Here is a 23,270-nt window from a genome sequence, read left to right as displayed (position 1 = left end):
TAAAATGTTTTAAAGTTCAAAATAATACATTATAATATATTTAGTAAAATTAACCAATTTATATTTTGCTCATTATGTATTAAAGGGGAAATGAAAATGGCTGGACAAATTCGTATGTCACCAGAGGAGCTTAAATCGAAAGCAGCTCAATATGGACAAGGTGCAAATCAAATTGAGGACATTTTAAGTCAACTACAAAATTTACAAAATGAATTAAGAGGAGAATGGGAAGGTCGTGCTTTCGAAGGTTTTGATCAACAGTTCAATCAATTAAAGCCAAAAGTACAAAACTTCGCACAGCTATTACAAGAAATTAATATGCAGCTTAATAAAACTGCAGAAGCTGTTGCTTCTCATGATGAAGAATTATCACGTAATTTCGGTTTGAAATAAAAATTGTTTTACTCTATATAACAAGTATTTCAAATGAGCCATACAGCTTATATTGTATGGCTCATTTGATTGCATGCCTAGCGAGTGATATTGATAGGGATATATATTTAATGAGATTTCTTTGGTGCGTCTGGAAAACTTATAGAAAGGGTTTGAAAGAATGGGACAATTTCAAAGTAATTTACAAACAGCAACGCAAATTGCTACGAAAATGGGATCAGCCTCTGATAGGATTCAAAGTGCAACAAGTCGTTCTATAACAAAAGCGACGCGTACAACATTATCTGTTAACTTCAAAGCACAAGAAGCGAATCAGCAAGTTTTAGACTTGACGAAACAATTTTCCGCTGCCTTTCAACAAGCGGTTGATAATATTCATTCGGTATCTAATGAATTTGAGAGAATGGATAACGCACTTCACAACACTTTTCGCTAATGTGACAACCTACGTAAAGTAAAATAGTAGGAGGAAAAAGATGAGCCAAGATATTGAAAAACAAATTAATCAAGTAAATCAAAAGTTACGAAATGTATTTGAAGAACAGGACCGAAATCAATTCGCGATTCACATTCAGGAGCAAGCGGAAGCAGATTTTTATGAATGGAGAGGTCGAAACCATCGTTTGTTTGATCGAATTTTAGGAACTTGGCATGGTGATAGAGAAATGTCTCAGTTTTTTATGAATACATATCAAGAGGCACAACATATTGAACGAAAAGTCACATTTGAATTAGAAAACCAAAAAGAAACGTTGCTTAAAGAAAGACGAAACCTTAGTGATTTAGAAAACGACCTTTCCTATCAACAACAACAATTAGCGAGGGAGGTCAATGCATGAGCTTAAATATGTATTTAGGAGAAGTACAAGGCCAAACTCAAAGTATGAATGCTGTATGTAACGCTACTATTCAAGGTATGGAACAAGTCATTCAGTCAATTGATGCCTTTGCAATTGATACTGTTCTACAAGGACAAACTTATAGCAGTGCAAAATCATTTTTTGTACAAACCTTTCGTCCTTTAGCGCAAGGAATCATTTATCTGTGTGAAGAGTTAATTCGCCAGAACGATGCTTTTCCAAGTCAATTTCAATCACAAGTCGCTTCCACAGATGTAATTGAACAAGAAATATTAGAACAAATTCGAGAAATTGACCGAATGAAAGCAAGTATGGAAGCCATCAGTCAAGCTATGCCAATCCCAGGTATGGAAGCTATGGTAAATCTTTTTACTGTGATGAGGCAAAAACTGCAAGAAAAACTAGAACATCTATATGAATTTAATTATACTTCTAGTAGTAATTATGATACTGCTCTCCAACTAGCTGTTAGCATTGCGACAGGTTTGGCGGAAGTTCAAAGTGGGAAAGGGTTTAGTCCTGCAAGTGGTACATTTAGTACGCAAGGGTTGAATATGGAATGGACAACTTCAATTCAAGGGATTACAGAAGAGAGGGCACGACAAGCTACCAATTCAATTGAAGAAGGTGAAATGTGTGGTAAGCTACCTGAAAAATCTACTGGTGAAAAAATTTGGGACGGTATTGTAGATGGTACGGGACAAGCAGTTAGCGATACAATAGACGGAATAAAAGCTTTAGGAGATTGGGAAACGTGGGAAAACATGGGGAACGCTGCTTTGCACCCTATTGATACCCTCAGTACGATGTATAATGTATTGTCAGATTCATTTATTAATGATGTAATAAATGGAGATGCTGAAAGTCGTGCTAAATGGGGAAGTTATGCTTTAACACAAGTTGGATTAGGATTTATTGGTGATAAAGGATTAAGTAAAGCAAGTAAATTAGGTCAAGCAGGTAAAGTGACCAAACTAGCAAAAAATAAGATTCCGCAAGCTGTTTCACATATTACAAGTAATTTACAAATGGGAGATCGCTTTGCTTTTGCTGGTGGAAATAGTTTGCGATTTAGATTTGATACGCCTGATTTTAAAAAAGCTGAAGAAAAGCTGTCGACCTATCAGTTTGCTAGAGGTGAAAGTAATTCTGGTGGGAGTAATTTTGTTAATGAAAATCATAGATCTTCACTTTCTAATAGGGAAATTATATCTAATTTACAACATACAGAAAAATTTAGACCAAATACACTCAAACATATCCTAGAGGGTGAAATAAATTGGCGTGGTGACGCAATGGGTTATCATACTGAAGTATTGGAGAATACACCTGGAAAAATAATTAGCGGAACAGAAGAGATATTAAATGATCAAGGCATTTATAAAGCTAGGGTAGAAGTGAATGGAACCCCTAAAACTGGAAATAGAGGATTTTCTACATTTTTCCCTAAAGATTGGAGCCCGCAAAAGATTGTAGATAATATAAATGAAGCATATAATAATAGAACGTATGAATTTGGTAACACATATTCTGGAATAGGTTCAGAGGGTATAAGGATTAGCATGTATATAGATGGGAATGGGAAAATTATCTCTGCTTTCCCAGCGGAATAAATTTTATCTTTAGTATAAAGGAGTACAATAGTAATGAAATATCCATATAGCTTTGAAGTACTTACCAATGGAAAACTAGTTATGAGGCTTCCTCAAGAAATTAAACTTATGGAGACTTTTTTAGGCGTTGAAGTTTCTGCGTTTGGAGATTGGATTTTAGAAGAAATACATAGTGTTTTAAATGGGAAAGAAAATTACGTAGTAGTAAATGGAAACATTTGTGGTTTAGAAATTCGGAAAGATACAACTACTGTCCTAGACAATTTGGCTGAAGATGGTAAGGGAGATTTTTGTGAGATAGAAACGATTGAATTAGTAGATTTAATTCATATTTGGCAAGATAAACAAAAAGAATTTAAAAAAGGAAAAAATAAAGAATTGAAATAATAGATAGAGCTGACTTCTTATAGAGGTCAGCTCTATCTATTATTTCATATTTCTCCATTATCTCAGGTTTTAAAGTCTTTTTTCCTAAATAATTATCAGCAATAGTCATTGCAAAAGAATCTAAAGGTATTTAGATATGATGATGGGTGGAGAGATAGTTCGCATGAATTTTGGTGTAATCCATTTAGTGGATTAAGAATTCGTTTACAGGAAGAGATTGCTATTGTATCTGATTTTATAGAAAATTTATATGAAGTGGATGAATATATAAAGATTTTAGACGATGCTGTAGAAGGGAAATATCTCGATTTTGAATTAGAATATAATGCTGCAGTAGTAAATTCTAATAGTCCGTGGAAATGGAGGTAGATTAGTGGTGGAGAAAAATTAACAGCTCCCCAAAAAGCTATTATTAGGCAGGTTGCTATTGAGAAAGGTTTAATACCTGATGTTCCTATGAAATTAGGTACACAATATCCTGATTTTAAGAAAGCTGGTTTAATTATTAAATCGGATGAGTTACCAGAGGAAATGTGGTTGGCAAGTGACAAACAACAATTTAAATGGTTAGATGCCAGGTAAAATGGAATTAGTACCATTTGGAATACATAATAGCATATTTCATAAAGGTGGGCGGAGTGAAGGACATTGGTCTTATAGATCTAAAGGTAGGTAAAGAAATGGAGGAATTAAAATGAAGATTAAAAATGGTAGTGAACTTCAATCACCAAATGATGAATTAATTGAATCATTTGAGGAATATTGTGAGATAAAATTACCAAATGATTTTATAGATTTTTTGAAAAAATATAATGGCTCTATTCCAATTACTAATGTTTTTTCACATGAAAAAAACGAACTTTTAATTGAACGTTTCTTATGTTTGTTGGAGGACCCAGAAGATGATGATGAAAATGGTTGGTATGATATAGAGGTTGTATTATCTGATATCGATACTCGTTTAACGGATGATGAAGATTTAACAGGGATAAATGTTATTCCATTTGCTGTTTTATTCGCAGGTGATTTTCTTTGTTTAGATTTTAGAGAAAAGGAAATACCATCTGTTGTGGTATGGTATCATGAAGAATCAGAAGAATTGAATCCGGTAACTAGTGAAGTTGCAGATAATTTTAGTGAGTTTTTAAGTATGTTAAAAGAATAATGTAAGAAAAATAATTAAATTTTATTTATGGGTTTGAATTTTTATTAAAGTTTTTTTGCTTTTAATATTTTAATTAAAAAAGAAGACTAATATTTGCTTTTTAATAGGTTGATATATATTTTAAAGAAATTAAAGGAGAAATGTATCAAGGATATTATCCTTTTCTTCTTTATTGATACCAATGTATTTAAGTGTAAATTGTGGGCGATATAGATTGTTATAAATCCTAGGAAACAGCAATTACAATACACTCTATTTCGTGGGGTATTTGGTATCGTATGTTCAGTAGGATTATTAGTTATAACCCAAAAGTTTGCATATGGAATGTTAGGATTACAAACTCCTATCTATTTTATTTTTTCGGTTGGTTTGTATATTTTTGCTTTGCATTATTATTATAAAAATCATATTAAAAAACTTCAGGAATCAATCAAAAAATCAAAATCATCGAAAAAAAACTCTAGTTTTGGAGTAGTGGCTTTTGTAGGATTGGGTCAACTCATTGCTAATATCAGTCTTGGTTTTGCAACACAAAAGATGGTAGCAATTGTATTAATGTGTGTATACTCCATGCTTTCGTTTATGTTGTTTCATTTCATTATGGAACTCCATAGGTACTATTATTTAAGGAAGCATATAGAAGATGGGGGTAGAACACATGAAACCATTTAAAGAGTCTGTATTGAATTTTAAGTATATAATCGTGGTTCTCCTATAGTCAGTAAAGAATGCGGAAAAGAAAAGGGAGAAGCAACATCATGAATATAGAATTACATTTAGATAAAGCAAGGATAGGGAATTATGCAATTTTTTAAAGAAAAGTTTTTACCAAATGGCTCTATTGTTCTCTTAAAAGGAGGGACAAAAAAGGTTGTAATTTACGGAAGAAAACAACTACTTATGGTTGAAGAACCTGTATAACTACATAGGCTGTTTTTATTCAGAAGGATTATAAAACTAATCCACTTAACGAGGGTAGAACAGCTCCTAAGATTGTTGACAAGGGTACTTTTGATAAAAATGAATTTGAAGGTATTGCATACGAATTACCTGACCCCACTAGTCGGTGGTTAGTAGAATATGGACGAAATGCTAAACTTATTAAGTAAGAGAGGAGAACGAGTTAAATGATTAAGCCTTTATACGCCGAAAATATTATAGTGGGTGTAAAATATAAAAATAAGCTCAATTGGTATATAACTGAATCAGATTTATGGTGTTTAGATTATAATCAAGCTGGTTATCCTCCTAGTGAATATCCAGAAGAAAGAAAAGGCATTAGTATTTTAAATGAGACTACAATAGCTAACTTTTTAGAAAGAATAGAAAAATATAAAAGATTTACAGAAGATATTAGGTTAGAATTTTTAAGAGAACTAAGAACTAATAGAGAAGAAGCCTATTATGATTATAATCCATGTTTCCTAATAGATTTTGAGCGTTTAACTTTTTATTCTAATTATCCGGAATCAATATCTTTTGAAGAATATATTCCGAATAACTGGAGAGGTTATTTACAGCGATTTGATGAACAAGTACCCTATGAATATAGATACTGGGAAGATAAGAATAAAAGCTATTTAGTTAGAGAGGATTAGGTCATTGAAGAAAATAAATTAATTATGATAAAAGAAACATTTAAGAATGAAGAAATTGGTGGTGTAAAAGTAGCAGCTATTGCAGCTGGATCGGGGCAGTTAATTGCTAATATAATTCTTAGCATTGCAACACAACAGATGGGTGCGATTGTATTTATGTGTGCATGCACAGTGTTTTCGTTTGGTTTGTTTTATATGATTATAGAACTCCATAAGTATTATTATTTACGGAAGCATATAGAAGATGGAGGGAAAATACGTATAGGCTTTTAAAGAGAATTTGTTGCATTTCAAGTATATAATCGCATTCTTCTTATGGAAGCCATTCACGAGGCTTATAGCAATAAAAGATGTATAAGTGGAAGATTATATTGTGGTAAAACATCTGAAGGAATGGAAATTAGGTTTGTTCTTATTAATGATAAGATTATAGCTGTTTATCCCGTGTATTAAAGAATGTGAGGTACTCAAAAATGAAAGTAACTAATCAGCCCATAGTTAAAAATGTAAGAAAATATAGAGGTAATTGCTAAGAAGCACTCCCCCTAAGTTTCAGATGAAATTAAATGATTGAATATTTACATTTAAATAATCGACTATTTATGCTTTAATATTTATATGTACATAATTGGGATAATTAGGGATTTAAATTTAATATGTTTTAAGAAAGGGGAATGTTTTTTATATGGAAACTCCAGAAAATCAATTTAAACGTGCGCTTAATCCTTGGTTCTCCATTTGGACAAAACCACGTGATACAATGAAAGAAATTTTTATATCCAAACCAAAGAATGTGTTTTTACTCATTTTACTAGGCTCATTCGTACAGACTTTAGATCGAGCATCTTCTAAAAATATGGCGGATTCAATAAGTAGTCCAGTTTCATTAATCTCAATGGTTATATTCGGTACCTTCGTTGCCTTCTTAATTTATTATTTTTTGTTACCAGCGTTATTTAATTGGGTGGCAAAAAAACTTGGTGGACAAGGTACCTTTGAGAAAACACGTTACTCAGTTGCCTATTCTTATATCCCTTACGTTTACTCTCTTATATTAGTTTGGGTGCCTTCATTTTTCTTGTTTGGGATAGAAAACTTTACGAGTGAGACACCGAAAATGGAGAGTAGCATAACTTTAACGATTTTGTTTCTTATTTTTGCCATAATTGATATAGTTATTGGAATTTGGACAATCATTATTTCCTTAAAATGTTTAGGAGAAGCACACCAATTTTCAGCATGGAAAGCATTATTAACAATAATAATATCCTTTATGATTATCATTCTTCCTTTGGTAATAATAGTATTTCTTATAGTAGGGGTTACAATCCTTTAATAATTTATTTGCTTCTTATGAACTTAGAGATTTAATTGAGGTTTGGGGACAAGCACAAAAAATGTATAAAAATAATAACTAAAAAATTAACTTTTATAAAAACATTTAAACTAAAATGCTTCTTAAGCGTGGGTCCAATAGCTCACGCTTTTTATTTTGGGTGACTATAATATTTATTTTTTAAATATATAATCATGCTATTTGTTACGGACAAACCTTCAAAGAATCTATTGGTGCTACAGCTAATTGAAGGCGTATTAACAATTTGAGAGTAGTTATTGATAAGAATGGAAATGTAATAGCTGTGTTCCTAAAGAATAAGAAAAGTTTAACATGAGTTTATTTTTTTTATTCGGGGAATATGGGCGTAATTGGTTATCGAGAAAAAATTCAGGAGAATAAAATTATGAAAAAAATAAACCATGAATTATTTGGTGAAATTGTTCACGATTTATATTGGAGCGGACAACAAAAGATAACTATTTTTGGGCAGGAAAAAATAGTTTCTTTAACTATTGATGGAGAAGAAGATGATTTAATTCCTAAAGTTCAAGAAGAAGCATATAGGAAGTTCATTACTGATATAAACAAACTTACAAAAGAAGCTGAACAAGCAATATTCGAGTATTATAAAGAAGAATATATGGAATATAGAGATATGGTAGGTGATGAATCTGCTGATAAAATAGCGCCGATTATAACAACCATTCAAGAACTAGGAAAATTGGTGGAACCTGTTGGGTTAATTATATTACCAGATTTTGAAGATGGAATTAGAAGAGTTGGATTAATATTCAATTGTACCTGGGAAGAGGACGGTGTCGGGGTGAAATTTGAAAATGAGCAAGTTGTAGAAGTTGGTTATCAAGACATCGTTATTTGAACTTCAAATTATGTGCTGTCACTATATCGAACAGAAGCTGGGTTTGTAAAATAACAATGGAACTACGTGTTTTTTCGTCATACAAAAACCTCTACATATAAGTAGAGGTTTTTAAATTATATCTTAATGAATTATGCTTTTTTAGATAAAGCAAATCGAGTTCAGATTAAAGAAAAACATAGAATACATCATTTTAACTAGATTTATTATTAACTAAATTGTCCCCACCACCAAGCTCTGCCTCAATCTGCGAAGTTTTCGATGACTCATCCATACGCCAATACGTAATAAAGCTTATCGCGATACATCCAGCTACGTAGAAGTAGAATAGTGATTCCATACCAATACTTTTTAGCCATAATGCGATGAACTCAGCTGTTCCGCCAAATATCGCAACTGTTAGTGCATATGGTAAACCTACGCCAAGTGCGCGAATTTCAGTTGGGAAGAGTTCTGCTTTTACAATTGCGTTAATCGAAGTGTAACCAGTAACGATAATGAGACCGACCATCATGAGTAAAAATGCTACGATTGGTTCTGTCGTTTTTTCCATGAAGAAGAAGATTGGTGCTGTTAGTAATGTTCCGAGAATACCGAATGCCATTAATAGTGGGCGACGTCCGATTTTATCGGATAGTAGCCCAGCAATTGGTTGAAGTACGACGAAAATAAGTAGTGCGGCAAAGTTAATCCAGCTTACAACTTCTTTAGGCAGACCGACTGTGTTTACCATGAACTTTTGTAAATATGTTGTGTACGTATAAAATGCGACAGTGCCTCCGAGTGTTAGGCCAACTACTGTTAATACTGCTTTCGGGTGTTTCATAAGAGCGCGAACGGTTCCTGCGCTTTCGCGTTTTTGCGATTTTATGTTTGAAAACTGCTCTGATTCATCCATCGTGCGGCGAAGCCATAATACAGCTACTGCGCCCATCGCTCCAATAATGAATGGAATACGCCAGCCCCAAGCTTTCATATCGGGTTCGCTTAGTAATTGCTGAAGAACAATTTGAACGCCTAACGCAACCATTTGTCCGGCAACGAGCGTGACATACTGGAAGCTTGAATAAAAGCCGCGGCGTCCACTACTAGCCATTTCAGATAAATATGTTGCGGAAGTTCCGTACTCTCCGCCGAGTGATAATCCTTGTAGTAAACGGGCAAGAACTAAAATAATTGGTGCCATAATACCGATGCTTTCGTCACTAGGTGTACAGGCGATAATGAAAGAACCACCGGCCATAACCGTAATCGAAAGCGTTAATGCTGCCCGGCGTCCGTGCCGATCTGCATAGCGTCCCATTAATAAACTTCCGATAGGGCGCATTAAAAACCCAACTGCGAAAATAGCTGCTGTGTTGAGTAACTGACTCGTTGGATCTCCTTTAGGAAAGAACTCTGCTGAGAAGTAAACAGCGAAAGCAGAGTAAACGTACCAATCGTACCATTCAATTAAATTGCCGACAGAACCTTTGAAAATATTGCCGGCGACTCGATTAGATTTTGCTTGAGCCATACTAATTCCTCCTCTTGCTTAGTAATAAAAGGTATATATGAAAGCGTGTTCATTGTATTTGAATTGTACTGTTCTTTATTAGAAATCTCAATATTATGACAATTTTATTCTTTTTGTACTTTATGTACATGGAGAGTTTTAATAGTTGCTTCATTTTCAGTTTTGTCATAATAATAGAAAAAGGAGATTGATAGTTTTGAATATTTTATCAAAGGATATGAAGCATGAAAAAATCACGCAAAGTGTCATTACAAACGAAAATAGTAAGCTTAATTATCGCGTTAATTGTATTTGTCGTTCTCCTACTAACAGGAATATTTGTTTACATTCAGTCCGTTGATACGAAGCACCAAGTGGAACAGTTAGCACTGCAAACGGCTAAATCTCTTTCTTTCATGCCAGCTATAAAAGATGCTTTTCAAAATAAAGAACATAAAAGTACGATCCAATCCATTGCGGAACAAGTTCGTGAGCAAGCTGATGCAGATTATATCATTATAGAAGATCGCTTTGGGGTGATGTATTCCCATTCAAATTCGGAATTAATTGGCACAAAGAGTAACAACCCGTATAACTATGAGGCACTTACTTTTGGTGGCTATTATACACTCGAAGGAAATGGTACAAGTGGTCCTGCTTTAATGGCGAAAGCACCCATTATTGTTCGTAATGGAGATTACGAACAAGTAGTAGGCGTTGTGACAGTAGAGTTTTTAATAAAAGGTATTGAATCTAACATACTGAGCAGAACGAAAGAAATTATACTCTTTTCCTTAGCTGTATTAGTAGTCGGAATTATTGGCGGCATTCTTTTAGCACGTAGCATTCGTAAAGACACACTCGGTTTAGAGCCAAATGAAATTGCAGCGTTATACCGTGAAAGAAGTGCGATATTACTATCTATAAAAGAAGGAATTATAGCTATTGATCAAAACGGTTTTATTACGATGATGAACACCTCGGCAGAAGAAATGCTACATGTAAATTGTGATTATATGCAGCAACACATTTCAAAAGTTTTACCAGAATTTAATATGGAAAGAGTGCTAGAAAACGATCAAGAAATCGCGTTTCAAGATAAAGTGTTTATTTTAAATATGACACCGATACTTGAAAATAACAGTACGGTAGGAATGGTATGTAGTTTTAGAGATAAAACAGAACTGCAAAACCTTGTGAACACAATATCTGAGGTAAGAAAGTATTCTGAGGACTTACGCGCTCAAACACATGAATTTACAAATAAGCTTTTCGTTTTATCAGGATTACTTCAGTTAGGACATTACAAAGAGGCGATTGAATTTATCCAGCAAGAATCTAATATTCATCAAAGCCAAAATCATATTTTATTCCATCAAATTCATGATGCAAAAGTACAAGCAATTTTATTAGGGAAAATCGGAACAGCATCTGAGAAGAAAATTGATTTTCATATTGAAGGAGATAGTGCGCTTCATCCGTTACCAGACCATATAAAGGTGTCGCACCTCATTACGATCCTTGGAAACATAATCGATAATGCGTTTGATGTGGTGAGTGGGCAAGAGGAGAAGAGAGTTTCCTTCTTCGTTACGGATATAGGACACGATATTGTATTTGAAGTGATAGATAGTGGGATAGGAATACCGGTAGAAAAAATTACGACCATTTTTCAAAAAGGATTTTCAACGAAAGGAAATGATCGTGGTTACGGATTAGCGAATGTGAAAGAAATGGTAGATCTACTAGAGGGAACAATTGAAATTCAAAACGAGAAAAATGGGGGAGCGATTTTTACAATTTACCTTCCGAAAACATTGAGAGAAAGTACATGACAAACAGGGGGATGGGCATATGTTGAAGGTTGCAATTGCAGAAGATGATTTCCGCGTCGCGCAAATTCAAGAGGAGTTTTTATTAAAAATAAAGGACGTAAAAGTAATCGGAAAAGCATTAAATGCAAAAGAAACGATAGAACTACTACAAAAGGAAGAAATCGATTTACTTCTATTAGATAATTACTTACCAGATGGAATTGGAACTGACTTATTACCACAAATTCATGCTGACTTTCCAAGCGTTGACGTCATTATGGTAACGGCGGCAAATGAAAACCATATGTTAGAAAAAGCAATTCGAAACGGCGTAAGTAACTACCTTATAAAACCGGTCACGTTAGAAAAATTCGTTCGTACAATTGAAGACTATAAAAGAAAGAAGCAACTATTACATAGTAACAATGAAGTAAATCAAGCACTCATCGATAACTTCTTCGGGACTTCGCAAACACAAGACATAAAAAACTTACCGACTGGTGTTGATCCGTTAACATTGCAAAAAGTGAAAGGAATTATAAAAGGATTCGACGAGGGCATTACAATAGAAGAAATGGGAGAACAAATGGGGGCCTCCAGAACAACCGCAAGAAGATATTTAGAATACTTAGTAGCGACAAACGAATGCACAGTAGAATACACATACGGCATTATCGGACGACCAGAACGAAAGTATCGAATAGGACGAGGACTATGAAAAAACGATTATTACTATGTATATGGATCATGACAGGAGTAATAGCGGGATGTTCCTCGGAGAGATCCCATACGAATAAAATGAGCATCGACAAAGTAGAAATCGTTGCGCCGAACGTTCAAGGAGCAGGCTGGGACTTAACAGCGCGGGCGATGCAAAAAACGCTCACAGAAGAAAAAATCTTCACAAAACCAATCACAGTTACAAACAAAGTAGGTGGCAGTGGTGATGTCGGATGGAAATATACGAAACAAAAAGGCGGTCACGTACTGGCGATTAACTCAAGCTTACTCATAACGAACAACCTACTAGGCCACAGTAAACTAACATATAAAGACTTCACGCCACTCGCAACATTAGCATCGGACTGGGAAGTTGTTGTCGTATCAAAAGACTCAAACATAGAAAACGCAAACGAACTAATGAAACAACTAAAACAAAACAAGAAAAACTTCAAAATCGGAGTTGCCCCCGGCCTAGGAAACGACGATCACCTATCATTCGTACAAGTAAGCAAAGCATTCGGCATAAACCCTGCCAAACTACAATTCTTCGTCTACGAAAACAAAGAAAAAATCATAAATGCCCTAACGAACAAACAAATCAGCGCCGCAACCATGACCCTATCCGAAGCCGAAAAACAATACAAAGCCGGAAAAATAAAAATACTAGCCGTATCCGCACCAAAACGACTAGACCGACTACCAGAAATCCCAACATGGAAAGAACAAGGAATCAACGTCATCTTCCAGCACTGGAAAGGAATTATGGGCCCAAAAGATATGACGGAGGAAGAGGTTGCTTATTGGGATGGTGTTATTAAGAGGATGGTTGAGAGTGATAGTTGGAAGGGGATTTTGAGGGAGCGGGGTTGGGAGAGTTTTTATAAGGGGAGTGGGGAGAGTAGGGGGTTTTTGGAGGAATGTGATTTTAGGTATGAGGAAATGTTGAAAAAAGAGGTTTAAGAGGGAAGGAGTCAATCGGGCTTTATTTTTGTAGTTACTTCTATATAATATAAAAGAGATGAGAGTCTTAGGCTAATTACATTAAAAGGGCTACATAGGGATAGATAAAATCTAGCTTACTGATTAAAAATATATTAGTCGTTAAAAGATATAAAAGGCATTTTTCAGTCTATAAAGTGTGGAAACATAAAGTATAGAGTTTCTGTGAGATTTAAGGAGGACATAATGAAGAAAAATATTTATGTTGTTGGAGCAGTAATTGTTCAAGATGAGAAAATTTTATGTGCACAAAGAGGACCATCTAAATCGCTACCTCTTATGTGGGAATTTCCAGGTGGGAAAATAGAAGAGGGAGAAACACCTCAAGAGGCGTTAAAGCGTGAAATTGATGAAGAAATGCATTGTAGCGTGCAGATTGGTGAGCAAATTGATTATACAGCCTATGAGTATGATTTTGGTATTGTTCATTTGAAAACTTTCTATTGTAAACTTGTTGAAGGAAGTCCGGTTCTAACTGAGCACGTAGCAATTAAATGGTTATATCCGAATGAACTAGCAGCTTTAGAGTGGGCACCTGCGGATATCCCGACTATTGAGAAATTATCAAAAGAATCGATTGTAAAGTAATTTGAAAAAAACTATTCGTTTTATGCGGATAGTTTTTTTATTGTAATAAATTTGCACTTTAAATCAGTGAGTAATACAATTAATATAAAAAATTGTCATAAATGGTGATCATATGGAGAATTTCATTCAAAAGTTAGAGGGGTCTTTATATAAAGGGTTTATTGATCAAAAACATAATCATCCTGGAATATATAAGCCTAAATTATTAGTAAACAATACGAAGAAAAATGAAAATGTTTTAAGCTCATTGCTGGAAGAGCTTGAAAATAGTACAGCCTTTATTTTCTCGGTGGCTTTTATTACGGAAAGTGGGCTAGCGACTTTAAAGTCACATTTCCTTGATCTTAAACAAAAAGGAGTTAAAGGACGTATATTAACATCTACATTCTTAAATTTTAATACACCAAAAGTGTTTAGAGAATTAATGAAACTTGAAAATGTAGAAGTAAGATTAACAAACTTATCTGGTTTTCATTCAAAGGGATACATATTTGATAACAAAACACATTGTTCATTAATAGTTGGTAGTTCAAATCTGACTGCACATGCTTTGAAGGTAAACTATGAATGGAACGTCAAGTTAACATCGCATGAAGATGGAGAGATTGTTCAACATTTTAAAAATCAATTTGAAGAAGTTTGGGAGCATTCTCAAGTATTAACTGAAGAGTTAATTGGAAATTACGAAACAATATATGAACAAGTTGCAGAAAATAAGTTACTAGATCGAGTTATAGAATTACCTGGTCAATATCATAATTCAATTGAAGAAGCTTTGAAAATTACCCCAAATAAAATGCAACAAGCTGCGTTAAAAGAAATACAAACTATTCGAGACGCTGGAAAAGAAAAAGGATTAGTTATCTCTGCAACAGGAACGGGGAAGACATATCTTTCAGCATTTGATGTCAGAAGTTTTGCACCTAAACGGATGCTATTTATTGTTCACCGAGAGCAAATATTAAATAAAGCAAAATCAGATTCTCAAAAGGTTCTTGGTGGAGTAGATGAGGATTTTGGAATTTTATCAGGATCAAATAGGCAAATAAATGCTAAATATTTATTTGCGACAATCCAGACTATTTCAAAGGAAGAAAATTTACATCAATTTGATCCTGGGTTATTTGATTATATTTTAATAGATGAAGTTCATAAAGCTGGTGCTAGTTCTTATCATAGAGTCATTGATTATTTTAAACCGAAATTTTTAATGGGAATGACCGCTACACCTGAACGTACAGACAATTTTAATATTTATGAGCTATTTGATTACAACATTGCTTATGAAATTCGATTGCAAGAAGCACTTGAAGAAGATATGCTTTGTCCTTTTCATTATTTTGGAGTTATTGATTTTGAATATAATGGTGAAAAGATAGATGACACTACTGTTTTATCTAAGCTTGTTACGGAAGAACGAGTGGATCATATAGTTGAAAAAGTAAAATATTACGGTTTTTCTGGTAAGAAAGTAACAGGACTAATGTTTTGCAGCCGAAAAGATGAGGCAGAACAATTATCACATGCCTTAAATAATAGAGGTTTTCGCACATTTGCATTAACCGGCGATCATTCCCAAGAGGAAAGAGAACTGCGGGTGAATCAATTAGAAAATGGCATACTGGATTATATTTTAACAGTAGATATTTTTAATGAAGGTATTGATATTCCGAGTGTGAACCAAGTTGTTATGTTGAGACAAACTCAATCAAGCATTATCTTTATACAGCAGTTAGGGCGTGGACTTCGAAAACACGATTCGAAAGATTTTGTTACGATTATTGATTTTATTGGAAACTATAAAAATAACTATTTAATTCCGATTGCCCTTTCAGGAGATAGATCACAAAATAAAGATAATATACGTAGATATACAAATGACACGAGTTATATTAAAGGTATTTCAACAGTTAACTTTGAAGAGATAGCGAAAAAGCAGATCTTTAAAGCGATTAACAATAGTAATTTAACAGCAATGAAAGTATTGAAGGAAGCTTTTGCTGAGTTGAAAAATAGAATAGGAAGAACTCCATATCTATATGACTTTATAGTAAACCATTCTATTGATCCAGTTGTACTTGCAGAAGGATATTCGAACTATTATCAGTTCTTATTGAAAATGAAAGAAGATGTCCCTGTATTAACAGAGTACGAAAATAAAGTTTTAACGATGTTTTCATTGGAAGTATTGAATGGAAAACGTAAAAACGAAATCGTTTTGTTAGACTTATTATTAAAGCAAGAAAAAGTTGATAAGGATGAGTATATAAAACAACTTGAAGAATCTAATTGCTTAACAGATGATGAAACGATTACTTCAGTACAACGAATTTTTGAATTAGAGTTTTTCTCACAAAACAGTCAAAAGAAATATGGAGAAAAGCCAATTCTCTCTTTACAGGACGATAAGATGTATATGTTTAATGATTCTATCCGAAAAAGCTTAGAACAAAATCAATACTTTAAGCGTATGGTTATGGACATTATTAAAAGTGCAAGGAAAAAGAGCAAAAACTATGAGTGTGATAGTAACCTTACTGTATATAAAAAATACTCAAGAAAAGATGTGTGTAAACTTTTAAATTGGCATAATGACGAGAGCTCAACTATGTATGGTTATAAGACAAAGTACTATACTTGTCCAATATTTATCACATACCATAAAAATGATGAGGTAGAATCCAGTGTGGACTACGGTGATGAATTCCTTAATCAAGATGTTCTTAAATGGTATACAAGAAGTAATAGAACATTAAAATCAAAGGAAGTTCAAACAATTATTGATGCTAAAGAAAATAATATTGACGTCCATATTTTTGTGAAAAAAGATGATGACGAGGGAAGCGACTTTTACTATTTAGGAAAAGCGACACCTGATAAAGCAAGTGTAGAACAAACTGAAATGAAAGATAAAAATGGAAAAGAACTACCTGTTGTTACGATGAATATGATTATGGAGAAATCAATTGATAATAAGATCTATGATTATATAAAGGACGGTAATGTTTTGTAGGTATATTAAATTTTTAATATCTTTATGTTTCTAAAATTATTAAGCGAATATAGATGGGGCTGTATCAAAATGACATCGGAGTATGCTTTTGATATGGTCTTTTTTATTGGAATTTAATATGTTTTTTATTAGATTTGTGGATTCATTTAATTGGTTTAAGCAGAATGTGGAGATGAGTCTTTCTAATCGAAGTAACCGATAACTAGCCCCTCCTAAGCCCCTTACAAGCCCCTTACAAGCCCCTTACAAGCCCCTACCAAGTAATAAATCACTAAGAAAAAACATAACAAAAACAACTACAACAACAAACACCGTAGTAGTAGTCAAAAAAAATTTGAAATAACACGCCAAAAACCCTGCCATCCTCCCATATATATTATGAAGGGGCTTTTACTTTTGAACGGAGACGGGAGGAACTTTGATGGCGGTGTATCGTACTGTGCAGGTGAATTTTTGGCAAGATGATTTTGTTTTGGATTTGACGCCGGAGGAGCGGTATTTTTATGTTTATTTGTTAACTTGTTCGAAGACGACGCAGTGTGGGATTTTTCCTTTTCCGAAGCGGTTAGCTGAGATGGAGACGGGTTATAACAGGGAGACTGTTGATAAGCTTGTGCAGCGTTTTGTTGATTATGGGAAGATTCTTTATGATGCGGATACGCGGGAGTTATTCGTTTTGAATTGGCTTCGTTATAATCCTGTGACGAATACGAATGTGGAGAAGTGTGTGCTTCGTGAGCTGAAGGGTGTGAAGAATAAGGAGTTTGTACATATGTTTCTTCAGAAGTGCATAGAGGAGGAGCTGAATGTTCCGATGCTTTTAGCGCATTTCGGCATGCCTGGTGATGTGGCTGTGGATGATGTTGAGCCGGTTTGTGAGGAGATAGAGGAAGAAACGGGAAGTCGCGTGTTTTCTTTTTATGAGCAACATTTCGGTAGTTTGTCTCCTTTTGCGGTGGAGGAACTGAGTGCGTGGATGGAAGATTTGTCAGAGGAGCTTGTGCTGAAGGCGCTTCAAATTGCGTTTGAGAATAATAAGCGGACGATTGCTTATGTGAAGGGCATTTTGAGAGGGTGGCACGGGAAAGGGTTTACGAAATTGTGTGAGGTTGAGGCAGATACGGCTAAGTTTCGGAAGAAGGAGTTGTCTGTTAGTACGGGGGAGACGGAGGAGTTTTTGGCGAGGTGTGAGGAGTGGGAGAAGAATGCGCCATCTGAGGAAGAGTTGCAGCGCTTTTTAGCGGAGCGCGGGTGGCGGCCATGAGTATTCAAAATGTGGAGGCGGAAAAGACGGTGTTAGGTTCTCTATTGCTTGCTGGAGAGCTTATTAAGGAGTGCCGTTTGACGGAGCAGTATTTTTCGATGCCGGTGCATAAGTCTATATTTCAGTTAATGCGAAAGATGGAAGGAGAGGGGCAACCGATTGATCTTGTGACGTTCATTTCTAGGGTAAATCCGAAGTTTTTAGAGGGGATCGGGGGAATGGAGTATTTTATAGGGTTAATGGATGGTGTGCCTACAACTGCCAACTTCTCTTATTATGAGGGGCTTGTTCGAGGTGCCTGGAAAATGTATCAGGCGGGTGTTCTTGGGCACAAGATGGGAGAGCGTCTTATTGCGGAGAAGAGTGAGAAAGTTATCGGTGAGACGATTACGGCACTTTGTGAATTAGAGGAGAAAGACTCTGTATGTGAGTTTGATTTGAAGGATGCGTTAGTTGATTTGTATGAGGAGCTTCATCAAGATGTGAAAGAGATTACTGGTATTGAGACTGGTTATACATCGTTAAATAAAATGACGTGCGGATTGCAGGAAGGTGATTTTGTCGTCCTTGGTGCGCGTCCTTCTATGGGGAAGACTGCGTTTGCGCTAAATGTTGGACTACATGCGGCGAAGTCTGGATCGGCGGTTGGATTGTTTTCATTAGAGATGAGTAGTAAGCAATTGTTAAAAAGGATGGCGTCTTGCGTAGGTGAAGTGTCAGGAGGTAGGCTGAAAAATCCGAAGCATCGTTTTGCAATGGAGGACTGGGAAAAGGTGAGTAAGGCGTTTGCGGAGATTGGTGAGTTACCGCTTGAAATTTACGATCATGCAGGTGTTACGGTGCAAGATATTTGGATGCAAACTCGTAAGTTAAAGAGGAAGCACGGTGATAAGAAGGTTTTAGTTATTGTAGATTACTTGCAGCTTATTACGGGTGATCCGAAGCATAAAGGTAATCGATTTCAAGAGATTAGTGAAATTTCTCGTAAGCTTAAGGTATTAGCACGTGAATTAAATGTTTGTGTAGTAGCGTTGTCGCAATTGTCTCGTTCCGTAGAAGCACGTCAAGATAAGCGTCCTCTTTTATCTGATTTAAGAGAGACAGGACAAATTGAGCAAGATGCGGATGTCATTATGCTTATGTATCGAGAGGATTATTATGATAAGGAAACGGTGCAGAAAGAGATGACGGAGATTCATGTGGCGAAGCATCGGAATGGGCCTGTGGGGAGTTTTAAGCTGAGGTTTATGAAGGAGTTTGGGCGGTTTGTGGAGGGGATGAATTCTTGAGCACTTTATATGATTGTTGGTGGTATGATATCCCTGATTACGGCCCGGATTGTTGAACAAGAATTACAAGGGTGATACATGCCAAAGATGTATCACCTTTTATTTTTTATGACGTTTTAGATATTGATAATTTGTAATAAAGTTTGAGCAAATGTCCTATATTGATAGGCAGGATTTTTATTTTTTCAGCAAGCGGGTTATTTGTTGAATAGTTCAATACCTATTATTTTGTTGCGGTGAATATACTGGAGGGTATGTTAAGACTTTCATTAGGATAGGAGTGAATAAGTAATTATGAAAAAAGCGATACGCGTCCTTATTTCTGGTGCGAGCATTACCGGTCCGGCACTCGCTTACTGGCTTCATCGTTATGGCTTCGACGTGACTGTAGTAGAACGCGCACCTGCATTGCGCTCTGGTGGATATGGGGTTGATATTCGTGGTGTAGCTGTTACGGTGCTTGGACAGATGGGTATACTCGATCAAGTCCGTGCAGCTGATACAAACATGACCGGTGTGTACTTCGTGAACAGCAAAGGTGATGTTGAAGGTCAATTAAGTGAAGCGAGTTTCGCGAACCAGCATGGTGTGGACATCGAAATCATGCGTGATGATTTGAGTAATATTTTGTACGATTTAACTAAGGATACAATTAAGTACATTTGGAGTGAGTCAATTACTGCTATACATGAAACTGAAGATGGTGTAGAAGTCCAATTTATTCATGAAAAGCCACAGACGTTTGATCTGGTCATCGGTGCGGACGGGCTGCATTCTAATGTGAGGTCCCTGACTTTTGGTGATGAAGCACAGTTTAAACGTACACTTGGTTGTTATATTTCGATTTTCACCCTCGAGAATTACCTCAATCTTGACCACCGCGTAATGCTGTATACAATGCCAGGTAAAACTGTGGGTATGTATAGCGCTCGTGGTAATACAGAGGCAAAAGGTATGCTCCTGTTCCAATCAGAGGCACTGGAGTACGACCGCTATGATGAAGAATCTCAAAGAAAACTTGTAGAAAATGCCTTTGTAGGCCATACAGAAGACTGGGAAACTTCACACATACTTAAAACTATGAAAGAGGCGGATGACTTTTACTTTGATGAGATTTGTCAAATTCACATGCCAACATGGTCAAAAGGTCGAATTACATTGGTAGGTGATGCGGCGTATGGTCCATCACCTCTATCAGGGCAAGGTACTAGTCTAGCGCTTGTCGGAGCTTATGTATTAGCAGGCGAACTTAAAAACGCGCATGGTGATCATTCCCGTGCCTATGTTGCTTATGAGCAAGAGATGAGGGGATTTGTTGAGAAGAATCAAAAAATAGGAAAACTAGCTGCTGGGAGCATGGTTGAAAAATCGAGCTTTAAAATCTTTCTGCGCAATTTCATGTTACGAGTACCAATCCTTATGGTCTTCCAGTTTAAGGTAATCTCGAAAATGGTAGCGAAAGCCGCTAACGGGATCGAGCTAAAAGACTATTAATATGAATATGTAAGAAAAGAGTATTGTCTCCATGATTTATATTACCGAACAAGATTGATTGTAATAACTGTTTCTGGTTAAAAGAATGAAAAATTAATAAATATAAATGAAAAAATTATTGGATAGGGGAAGTTTATGGGAAATCACTCGAATAAGTCAGATGAAGAACTGGAACGGTTATATTATGAAGGGAATACACGTGCAAGTCGAGATGCAGAAAATAAATTATACGACAGAGGATATACACTAGATTCTAATAGTGATACATGGGATTTAGCATCAAATCAAAATGATACTCATTCAGTAGGGATTCCAATACCTACTGGACAAGGAACATTCCTTCTGTTTTTAGCTATTTTAATAGGCGGTTTAATCGCTTTTTTCATCGGTGGATTTCTCGTTATTGCGTATGCGGTTGAATATGCTACATATATTTATGTGGGCTTTGTTATATCATTTGTACTCATGTATGTAACGAAAGGTAATTCTAGATTTATGAGTTTTTTATTTTATTTAGGGTGTTTAGCTCTAGCCACTAGGTTATTTACAAATGTTATTGAACTGTTTGAAAATGTAGATTACGTCACTTTTATAATGCGAGATACGGATGGATTAGGCGTTATTATTAAATATGGAATTATATATATTATATACGCAGCTGTTATTCCCTTATTGTTAATGAAGGTAATAACAGCAATTGTAAGAAAAACAAATTTAAAATCTAATAATAAAAATTCTACATTAAATATTTAAAAAAGAGGTGTCACATTGGTATTATCCCCTATAGGTAGACAGTAAAAAAAGAGTCCATCTGATATGATGGACTCAATACTGTTTTATCTGGAGGGGATTTTTTTATGGCAAGAAAAGGACAATCATTTCAAAAATATACAGAAGAACTAAAGCGAGAAGCAGTTCGTCTTCGATTAGAAGAGAGAAAATCATTGCGAGAAATTCGTGAACAACTCGGTGTGAAGAGCGATGCCCAGATTATTGAGTGGGTAAAACGTGCGCAACAAGGGGAGTCCTTTGATGATCAACGTGGTGTCTGGAATCGAAAGAATTTTAATAGTCTAGAAGAAGAAAATGCTTATTTGAAGGCACAGGTTGAGTATTTAAAAAAGCGCAATCCAAATCTACACGGGAAGGAATGGTCCTAAAGAAAGAACGATTTTCTCTTATCGATTCATTACGCCAAGCCTATCCACTCCGATGGTTGCTTCAAATCGCGGAAGTTTCTAAGGCTGGCTACTATAAATGGCGGAAATATCATAACGTGCAGCGTTTACGTCAGAAAAGGGATATGTGGCATAAAGAACATATTTTATCTATTCATCGTCAGCACCCTTACTATGGGTATAAACGTATGACTCGTGCTTTGGCTCGAGAAGGAATGGTAATGAATCATAAACGTGTTCGTCGTCTTATGAGAGAGCTGGGTATTCAATCTATCATTCGAAAAAAACGTCCGTTTTATGGAAGAAAAACATCTGTGGTATTTAAAAATCATTTGAATCGAGAGTTTCAAGCTGAAAAGCAAAATCAAAAATTCGTAACAGATATTACTTATGTACGAATCGGAGAACAATTTGCCTATTTGTCGGCTGTGTTAGATTTATACAACAATGAAATTGTTGCCTGGAAGCTATCTTCAAGAAATGATTTAGATTTGGTTTTAACTACATTACGTCAATTAGAAGGGAAGTCATTAACTACTAAGCCCCTTTTCCATTCAGATCAAGGGTTTCAATATACATCTAAATCCTACGCAAAACAGTTAGAGAAATTAGGATTTGTCGGTAGTCATTCTAGACGTGGAAACTGTTTTGATAATGCGTGTATCGAATCATTCTTCTCACATTTAAAAACAGAGAAGTTGTATTTAGTGTGCCCAAAAACATATGAAATGGCCTACCGAGCAATTCAAGAATATATTCAATTTTATAATACAGAAAGATTCCAAGAAAAACTTCACGGCCTTTCCCCGATAGAATATCGGGAAAAGGCCGTGGCATAATACTCTTTTTATTTCTGTCTACTTGACAGGGAGATGACCACATAGTTATAAGGTGACACCTCTTTTATTTGATCTAAGAGAGACGGGACAAATTGAGCAAGATGCGGATGTCATTATGCTTATGTATCGCGAGGATTATTACGATAAGGAAACGAAGCAGAAAGAGATGACGGAGATTCATGTGGCGAAGCATCGGAATGGGCCTGTGGGGAGTTTTAAGCTGAGGTTTATGAAGGAGTTTGGACGGTTTGTGGAGGGGAAATAGTGAAAAGACTGGAGTATCACTTTGCAAATAAAATAAAGCATAAGTGTTCTATTTCATTCGCTTATGCTTTATTT

21 protein-coding genes and 6 pseudogenes are annotated in these 23,270 nt (G+C 35.3%); 25 read left to right on the top strand and 2 right to left on the bottom strand.

Annotated features, from left to right (window positions below; translation table 11 throughout):
• Positions 1-96 precede the first annotated feature (96 nt).
• The 8 genes and pseudogenes from QCI79_RS08375 (at position 97) to QCI79_RS08340 (ending at position 4,418) form a co-directional block, all read left to right on the top strand.
• Positions 97-393: a WXG100 family type VII secretion target gene (locus tag QCI79_RS08375; protein WP_000918587.1), complete on the top strand. Its 297-nt coding sequence runs from the start codon at positions 97-99 to the stop codon at positions 391-393.
• A 160-nt stretch (positions 394-553) separates the two neighbouring features.
• A complete protein-coding gene (locus tag QCI79_RS08370; protein WP_000529666.1) occupies positions 554-829 on the top strand; it encodes a TIGR04197 family type VII secretion effector in 276 nt (91 codons plus the stop codon).
• 40 nt (positions 830-869) lie between these two features.
• Positions 870-1,232, top strand: a complete 363-nt coding sequence (locus QCI79_RS08365; RefSeq protein ID WP_000076114.1) for a DUF3958 family protein — start codon at positions 870-872, stop codon at positions 1,230-1,232.
• The gene (locus QCI79_RS08360; protein ID WP_000056056.1) at positions 1,229-2,866 is read left to right on the top strand and encodes a ribonuclease; all 1,638 of its coding nucleotides are present in this window, start codon (positions 1,229-1,231) and stop codon (positions 2,864-2,866) included. The genes QCI79_RS08365 and QCI79_RS08360 overlap by 4 nt, the downstream gene beginning before the upstream one ends.
• Positions 2,867-2,899: 33 nt before the next feature.
• On the top strand, positions 2,900-3,253 hold the full coding sequence (locus QCI79_RS08355; protein WP_000877046.1) for a type II toxin-antitoxin system toxin: 354 nt from the start codon (positions 2,900-2,902) through the stop codon (positions 3,251-3,253).
• Between the two features lie 108 nt (positions 3,254-3,361).
• A pseudogene (locus QCI79_RS08350) lies at positions 3,362-3,592 on the top strand (hypothetical protein); the annotation flags it as partial.
• 232 nt (positions 3,593-3,824) lie between these two features.
• Positions 3,825-3,929: an HNH endonuclease gene (locus QCI79_RS08345; protein WP_098343272.1), complete on the top strand. Its 105-nt coding sequence runs from the start codon at positions 3,825-3,827 to the stop codon at positions 3,927-3,929.
• 18 nt (positions 3,930-3,947) lie between these two features.
• Entirely contained in the window at positions 3,948-4,418 is a 471-nt protein-coding gene (locus tag QCI79_RS08340; protein ID WP_000694781.1) for an SMI1/KNR4 family protein, read from the top strand.
• Between the two features lie 129 nt (positions 4,419-4,547).
• Here the strand turns inward: QCI79_RS08340 and QCI79_RS08335 are convergent.
• Positions 4,548-4,622, bottom strand: a pseudogene (locus QCI79_RS08335) (integrase); the annotation flags it as partial.
• Here QCI79_RS08335 and QCI79_RS08330 point away from each other — a divergent pair.
• The 6 genes and pseudogenes from QCI79_RS08330 to QCI79_RS08305 all read left to right on the top strand — a co-directional run.
• Positions 4,614-5,090 (top strand): annotated as a pseudogene (locus tag QCI79_RS08330) (hypothetical protein); the annotation flags it as partial. The pseudogenes QCI79_RS08335 and QCI79_RS08330 sit on opposite strands and share 9 nt — an antisense overlap.
• A gap of 129 nt (positions 5,091-5,219) precedes the next feature.
• A pseudogene (locus tag QCI79_RS08325) lies at positions 5,220-5,367 on the top strand (DUF4176 domain-containing protein); the annotation flags it as partial.
• A 178-nt stretch (positions 5,368-5,545) separates the two neighbouring features.
• Complete coding sequence (locus tag QCI79_RS08320; RefSeq protein ID WP_000595043.1) at positions 5,546-6,016, top strand: hypothetical protein; 471 nt, start codon at positions 5,546-5,548, stop codon at positions 6,014-6,016.
• 54 nt (positions 6,017-6,070) lie between these two features.
• Positions 6,071-6,289, top strand: a pseudogene (locus QCI79_RS08315) (hypothetical protein); the annotation flags it as partial.
• Positions 6,290-6,701: 412 nt separating this feature from the next.
• Entirely contained in the window at positions 6,702-7,352 is a 651-nt protein-coding gene (locus QCI79_RS08310; protein ID WP_000449721.1) for a Yip1 family protein, read from the top strand.
• Positions 7,353-7,758: 406 nt separating this feature from the next.
• The gene (locus QCI79_RS08305) at positions 7,759-8,235 is read left to right on the top strand and encodes a DUF6985 domain-containing protein (protein WP_000723511.1); all 477 of its coding nucleotides are present in this window, start codon (positions 7,759-7,761) and stop codon (positions 8,233-8,235) included.
• Between the two features lie 193 nt (positions 8,236-8,428).
• Here the strand turns inward: QCI79_RS08305 and QCI79_RS08300 are convergent, their stop codons facing one another.
• Positions 8,429-9,751: an MFS transporter gene (locus tag QCI79_RS08300; RefSeq protein ID WP_021727882.1), complete on the bottom strand. Its 1,323-nt coding sequence runs from the start codon at positions 9,749-9,751 to the stop codon at positions 8,429-8,431.
• Between the two features lie 224 nt (positions 9,752-9,975).
• Here QCI79_RS08300 and QCI79_RS08295 point away from each other — a divergent pair, with 224 nt between their 5' ends.
• From QCI79_RS08295 to QCI79_RS08245, 11 genes and pseudogenes are all read left to right on the top strand, one after another.
• Positions 9,976-11,565 carry an ATP-binding protein gene (locus QCI79_RS08295; RefSeq protein WP_000749651.1) on the top strand — a complete coding sequence of 530 codons (1,590 nt, stop codon included), beginning with the start codon at positions 9,976-9,978 and terminating at the stop codon, positions 11,563-11,565.
• A 19-nt stretch (positions 11,566-11,584) separates the two neighbouring features.
• Positions 11,585-12,262, top strand: coding sequence for a response regulator (locus QCI79_RS08290; RefSeq protein WP_000921509.1), 678 nt, complete (start codon positions 11,585-11,587; stop codon positions 12,260-12,262).
• Positions 12,259-13,227 (top strand): tripartite tricarboxylate transporter substrate binding protein, encoded by a 969-nt coding sequence (locus QCI79_RS08285; protein WP_000746656.1) that lies wholly within the window; start codon positions 12,259-12,261, stop codon positions 13,225-13,227. Before QCI79_RS08290 ends, QCI79_RS08285 begins: the two co-directional genes overlap by 4 nt.
• 225 nt (positions 13,228-13,452) lie before the next feature.
• Positions 13,453-13,854 carry a (deoxy)nucleoside triphosphate pyrophosphohydrolase gene (locus QCI79_RS08280; RefSeq protein ID WP_000739608.1) on the top strand — a complete coding sequence of 134 codons (402 nt, stop codon included), beginning with the start codon at positions 13,453-13,455 and terminating at the stop codon, positions 13,852-13,854.
• A gap of 112 nt (positions 13,855-13,966) precedes the next feature.
• Positions 13,967-16,867 (top strand): DEAD/DEAH box helicase, encoded by a 2,901-nt coding sequence (locus tag QCI79_RS08275; RefSeq protein ID WP_000427022.1) that lies wholly within the window; start codon positions 13,967-13,969, stop codon positions 16,865-16,867.
• Positions 16,868-17,288: 421 nt separating this feature from the next.
• Complete coding sequence (locus QCI79_RS08270; protein ID WP_000312198.1) at positions 17,289-18,131, top strand: DnaD domain-containing protein; 843 nt, start codon at positions 17,289-17,291, stop codon at positions 18,129-18,131.
• Entirely contained in the window at positions 18,128-19,420 is a 1,293-nt protein-coding gene (gene dnaB / locus QCI79_RS08265) for a replicative DNA helicase (protein ID WP_000027313.1), read from the top strand. The genes QCI79_RS08270 and dnaB overlap by 4 nt, the downstream gene beginning before the upstream one ends.
• Before the next feature lie 294 nt (positions 19,421-19,714).
• Entirely contained in the window at positions 19,715-20,914 is a 1,200-nt protein-coding gene (locus tag QCI79_RS08260; RefSeq protein WP_000709303.1) for an FAD-dependent monooxygenase, read from the top strand.
• Positions 20,915-21,049: 135 nt separating this feature from the next.
• On the top strand, positions 21,050-21,667 hold the full coding sequence (locus QCI79_RS08255; protein ID WP_000526717.1) for a hypothetical protein: 618 nt from the start codon (positions 21,050-21,052) through the stop codon (positions 21,665-21,667).
• 104 nt (positions 21,668-21,771) lie between these two features.
• A protein-coding gene (locus QCI79_RS08250; RefSeq protein ID WP_087874946.1) for an IS3-like element ISBth8 family transposase occupies positions 21,772-22,931 on the top strand; the annotation gives its coding sequence in 2 pieces (ribosomal slippage) (positions 21,772-22,030 and positions 22,030-22,931; 1,161 coding nt in all).
• Positions 22,932-22,989: 58 nt separating this feature from the next.
• Positions 22,990-23,196, top strand: a pseudogene (locus QCI79_RS08245) (DnaB-like helicase C-terminal domain-containing protein); the annotation flags it as partial.
• Between the last annotated feature and the right edge of the window lie 74 nt (positions 23,197-23,270).

Origin of the sequence: Bacillus cereus group sp. MG1 (genome assembly GCF_040460035.1) — a bacterium.
GTDB lineage: Bacteria > Bacillota > Bacilli > Bacillales > Bacillaceae_G > Bacillus_A > Bacillus_A cereus.
The sequence above is the reverse complement of the archived record's forward strand: the minus strand, read 5'-3'. Positions and strand labels throughout refer to the sequence as shown.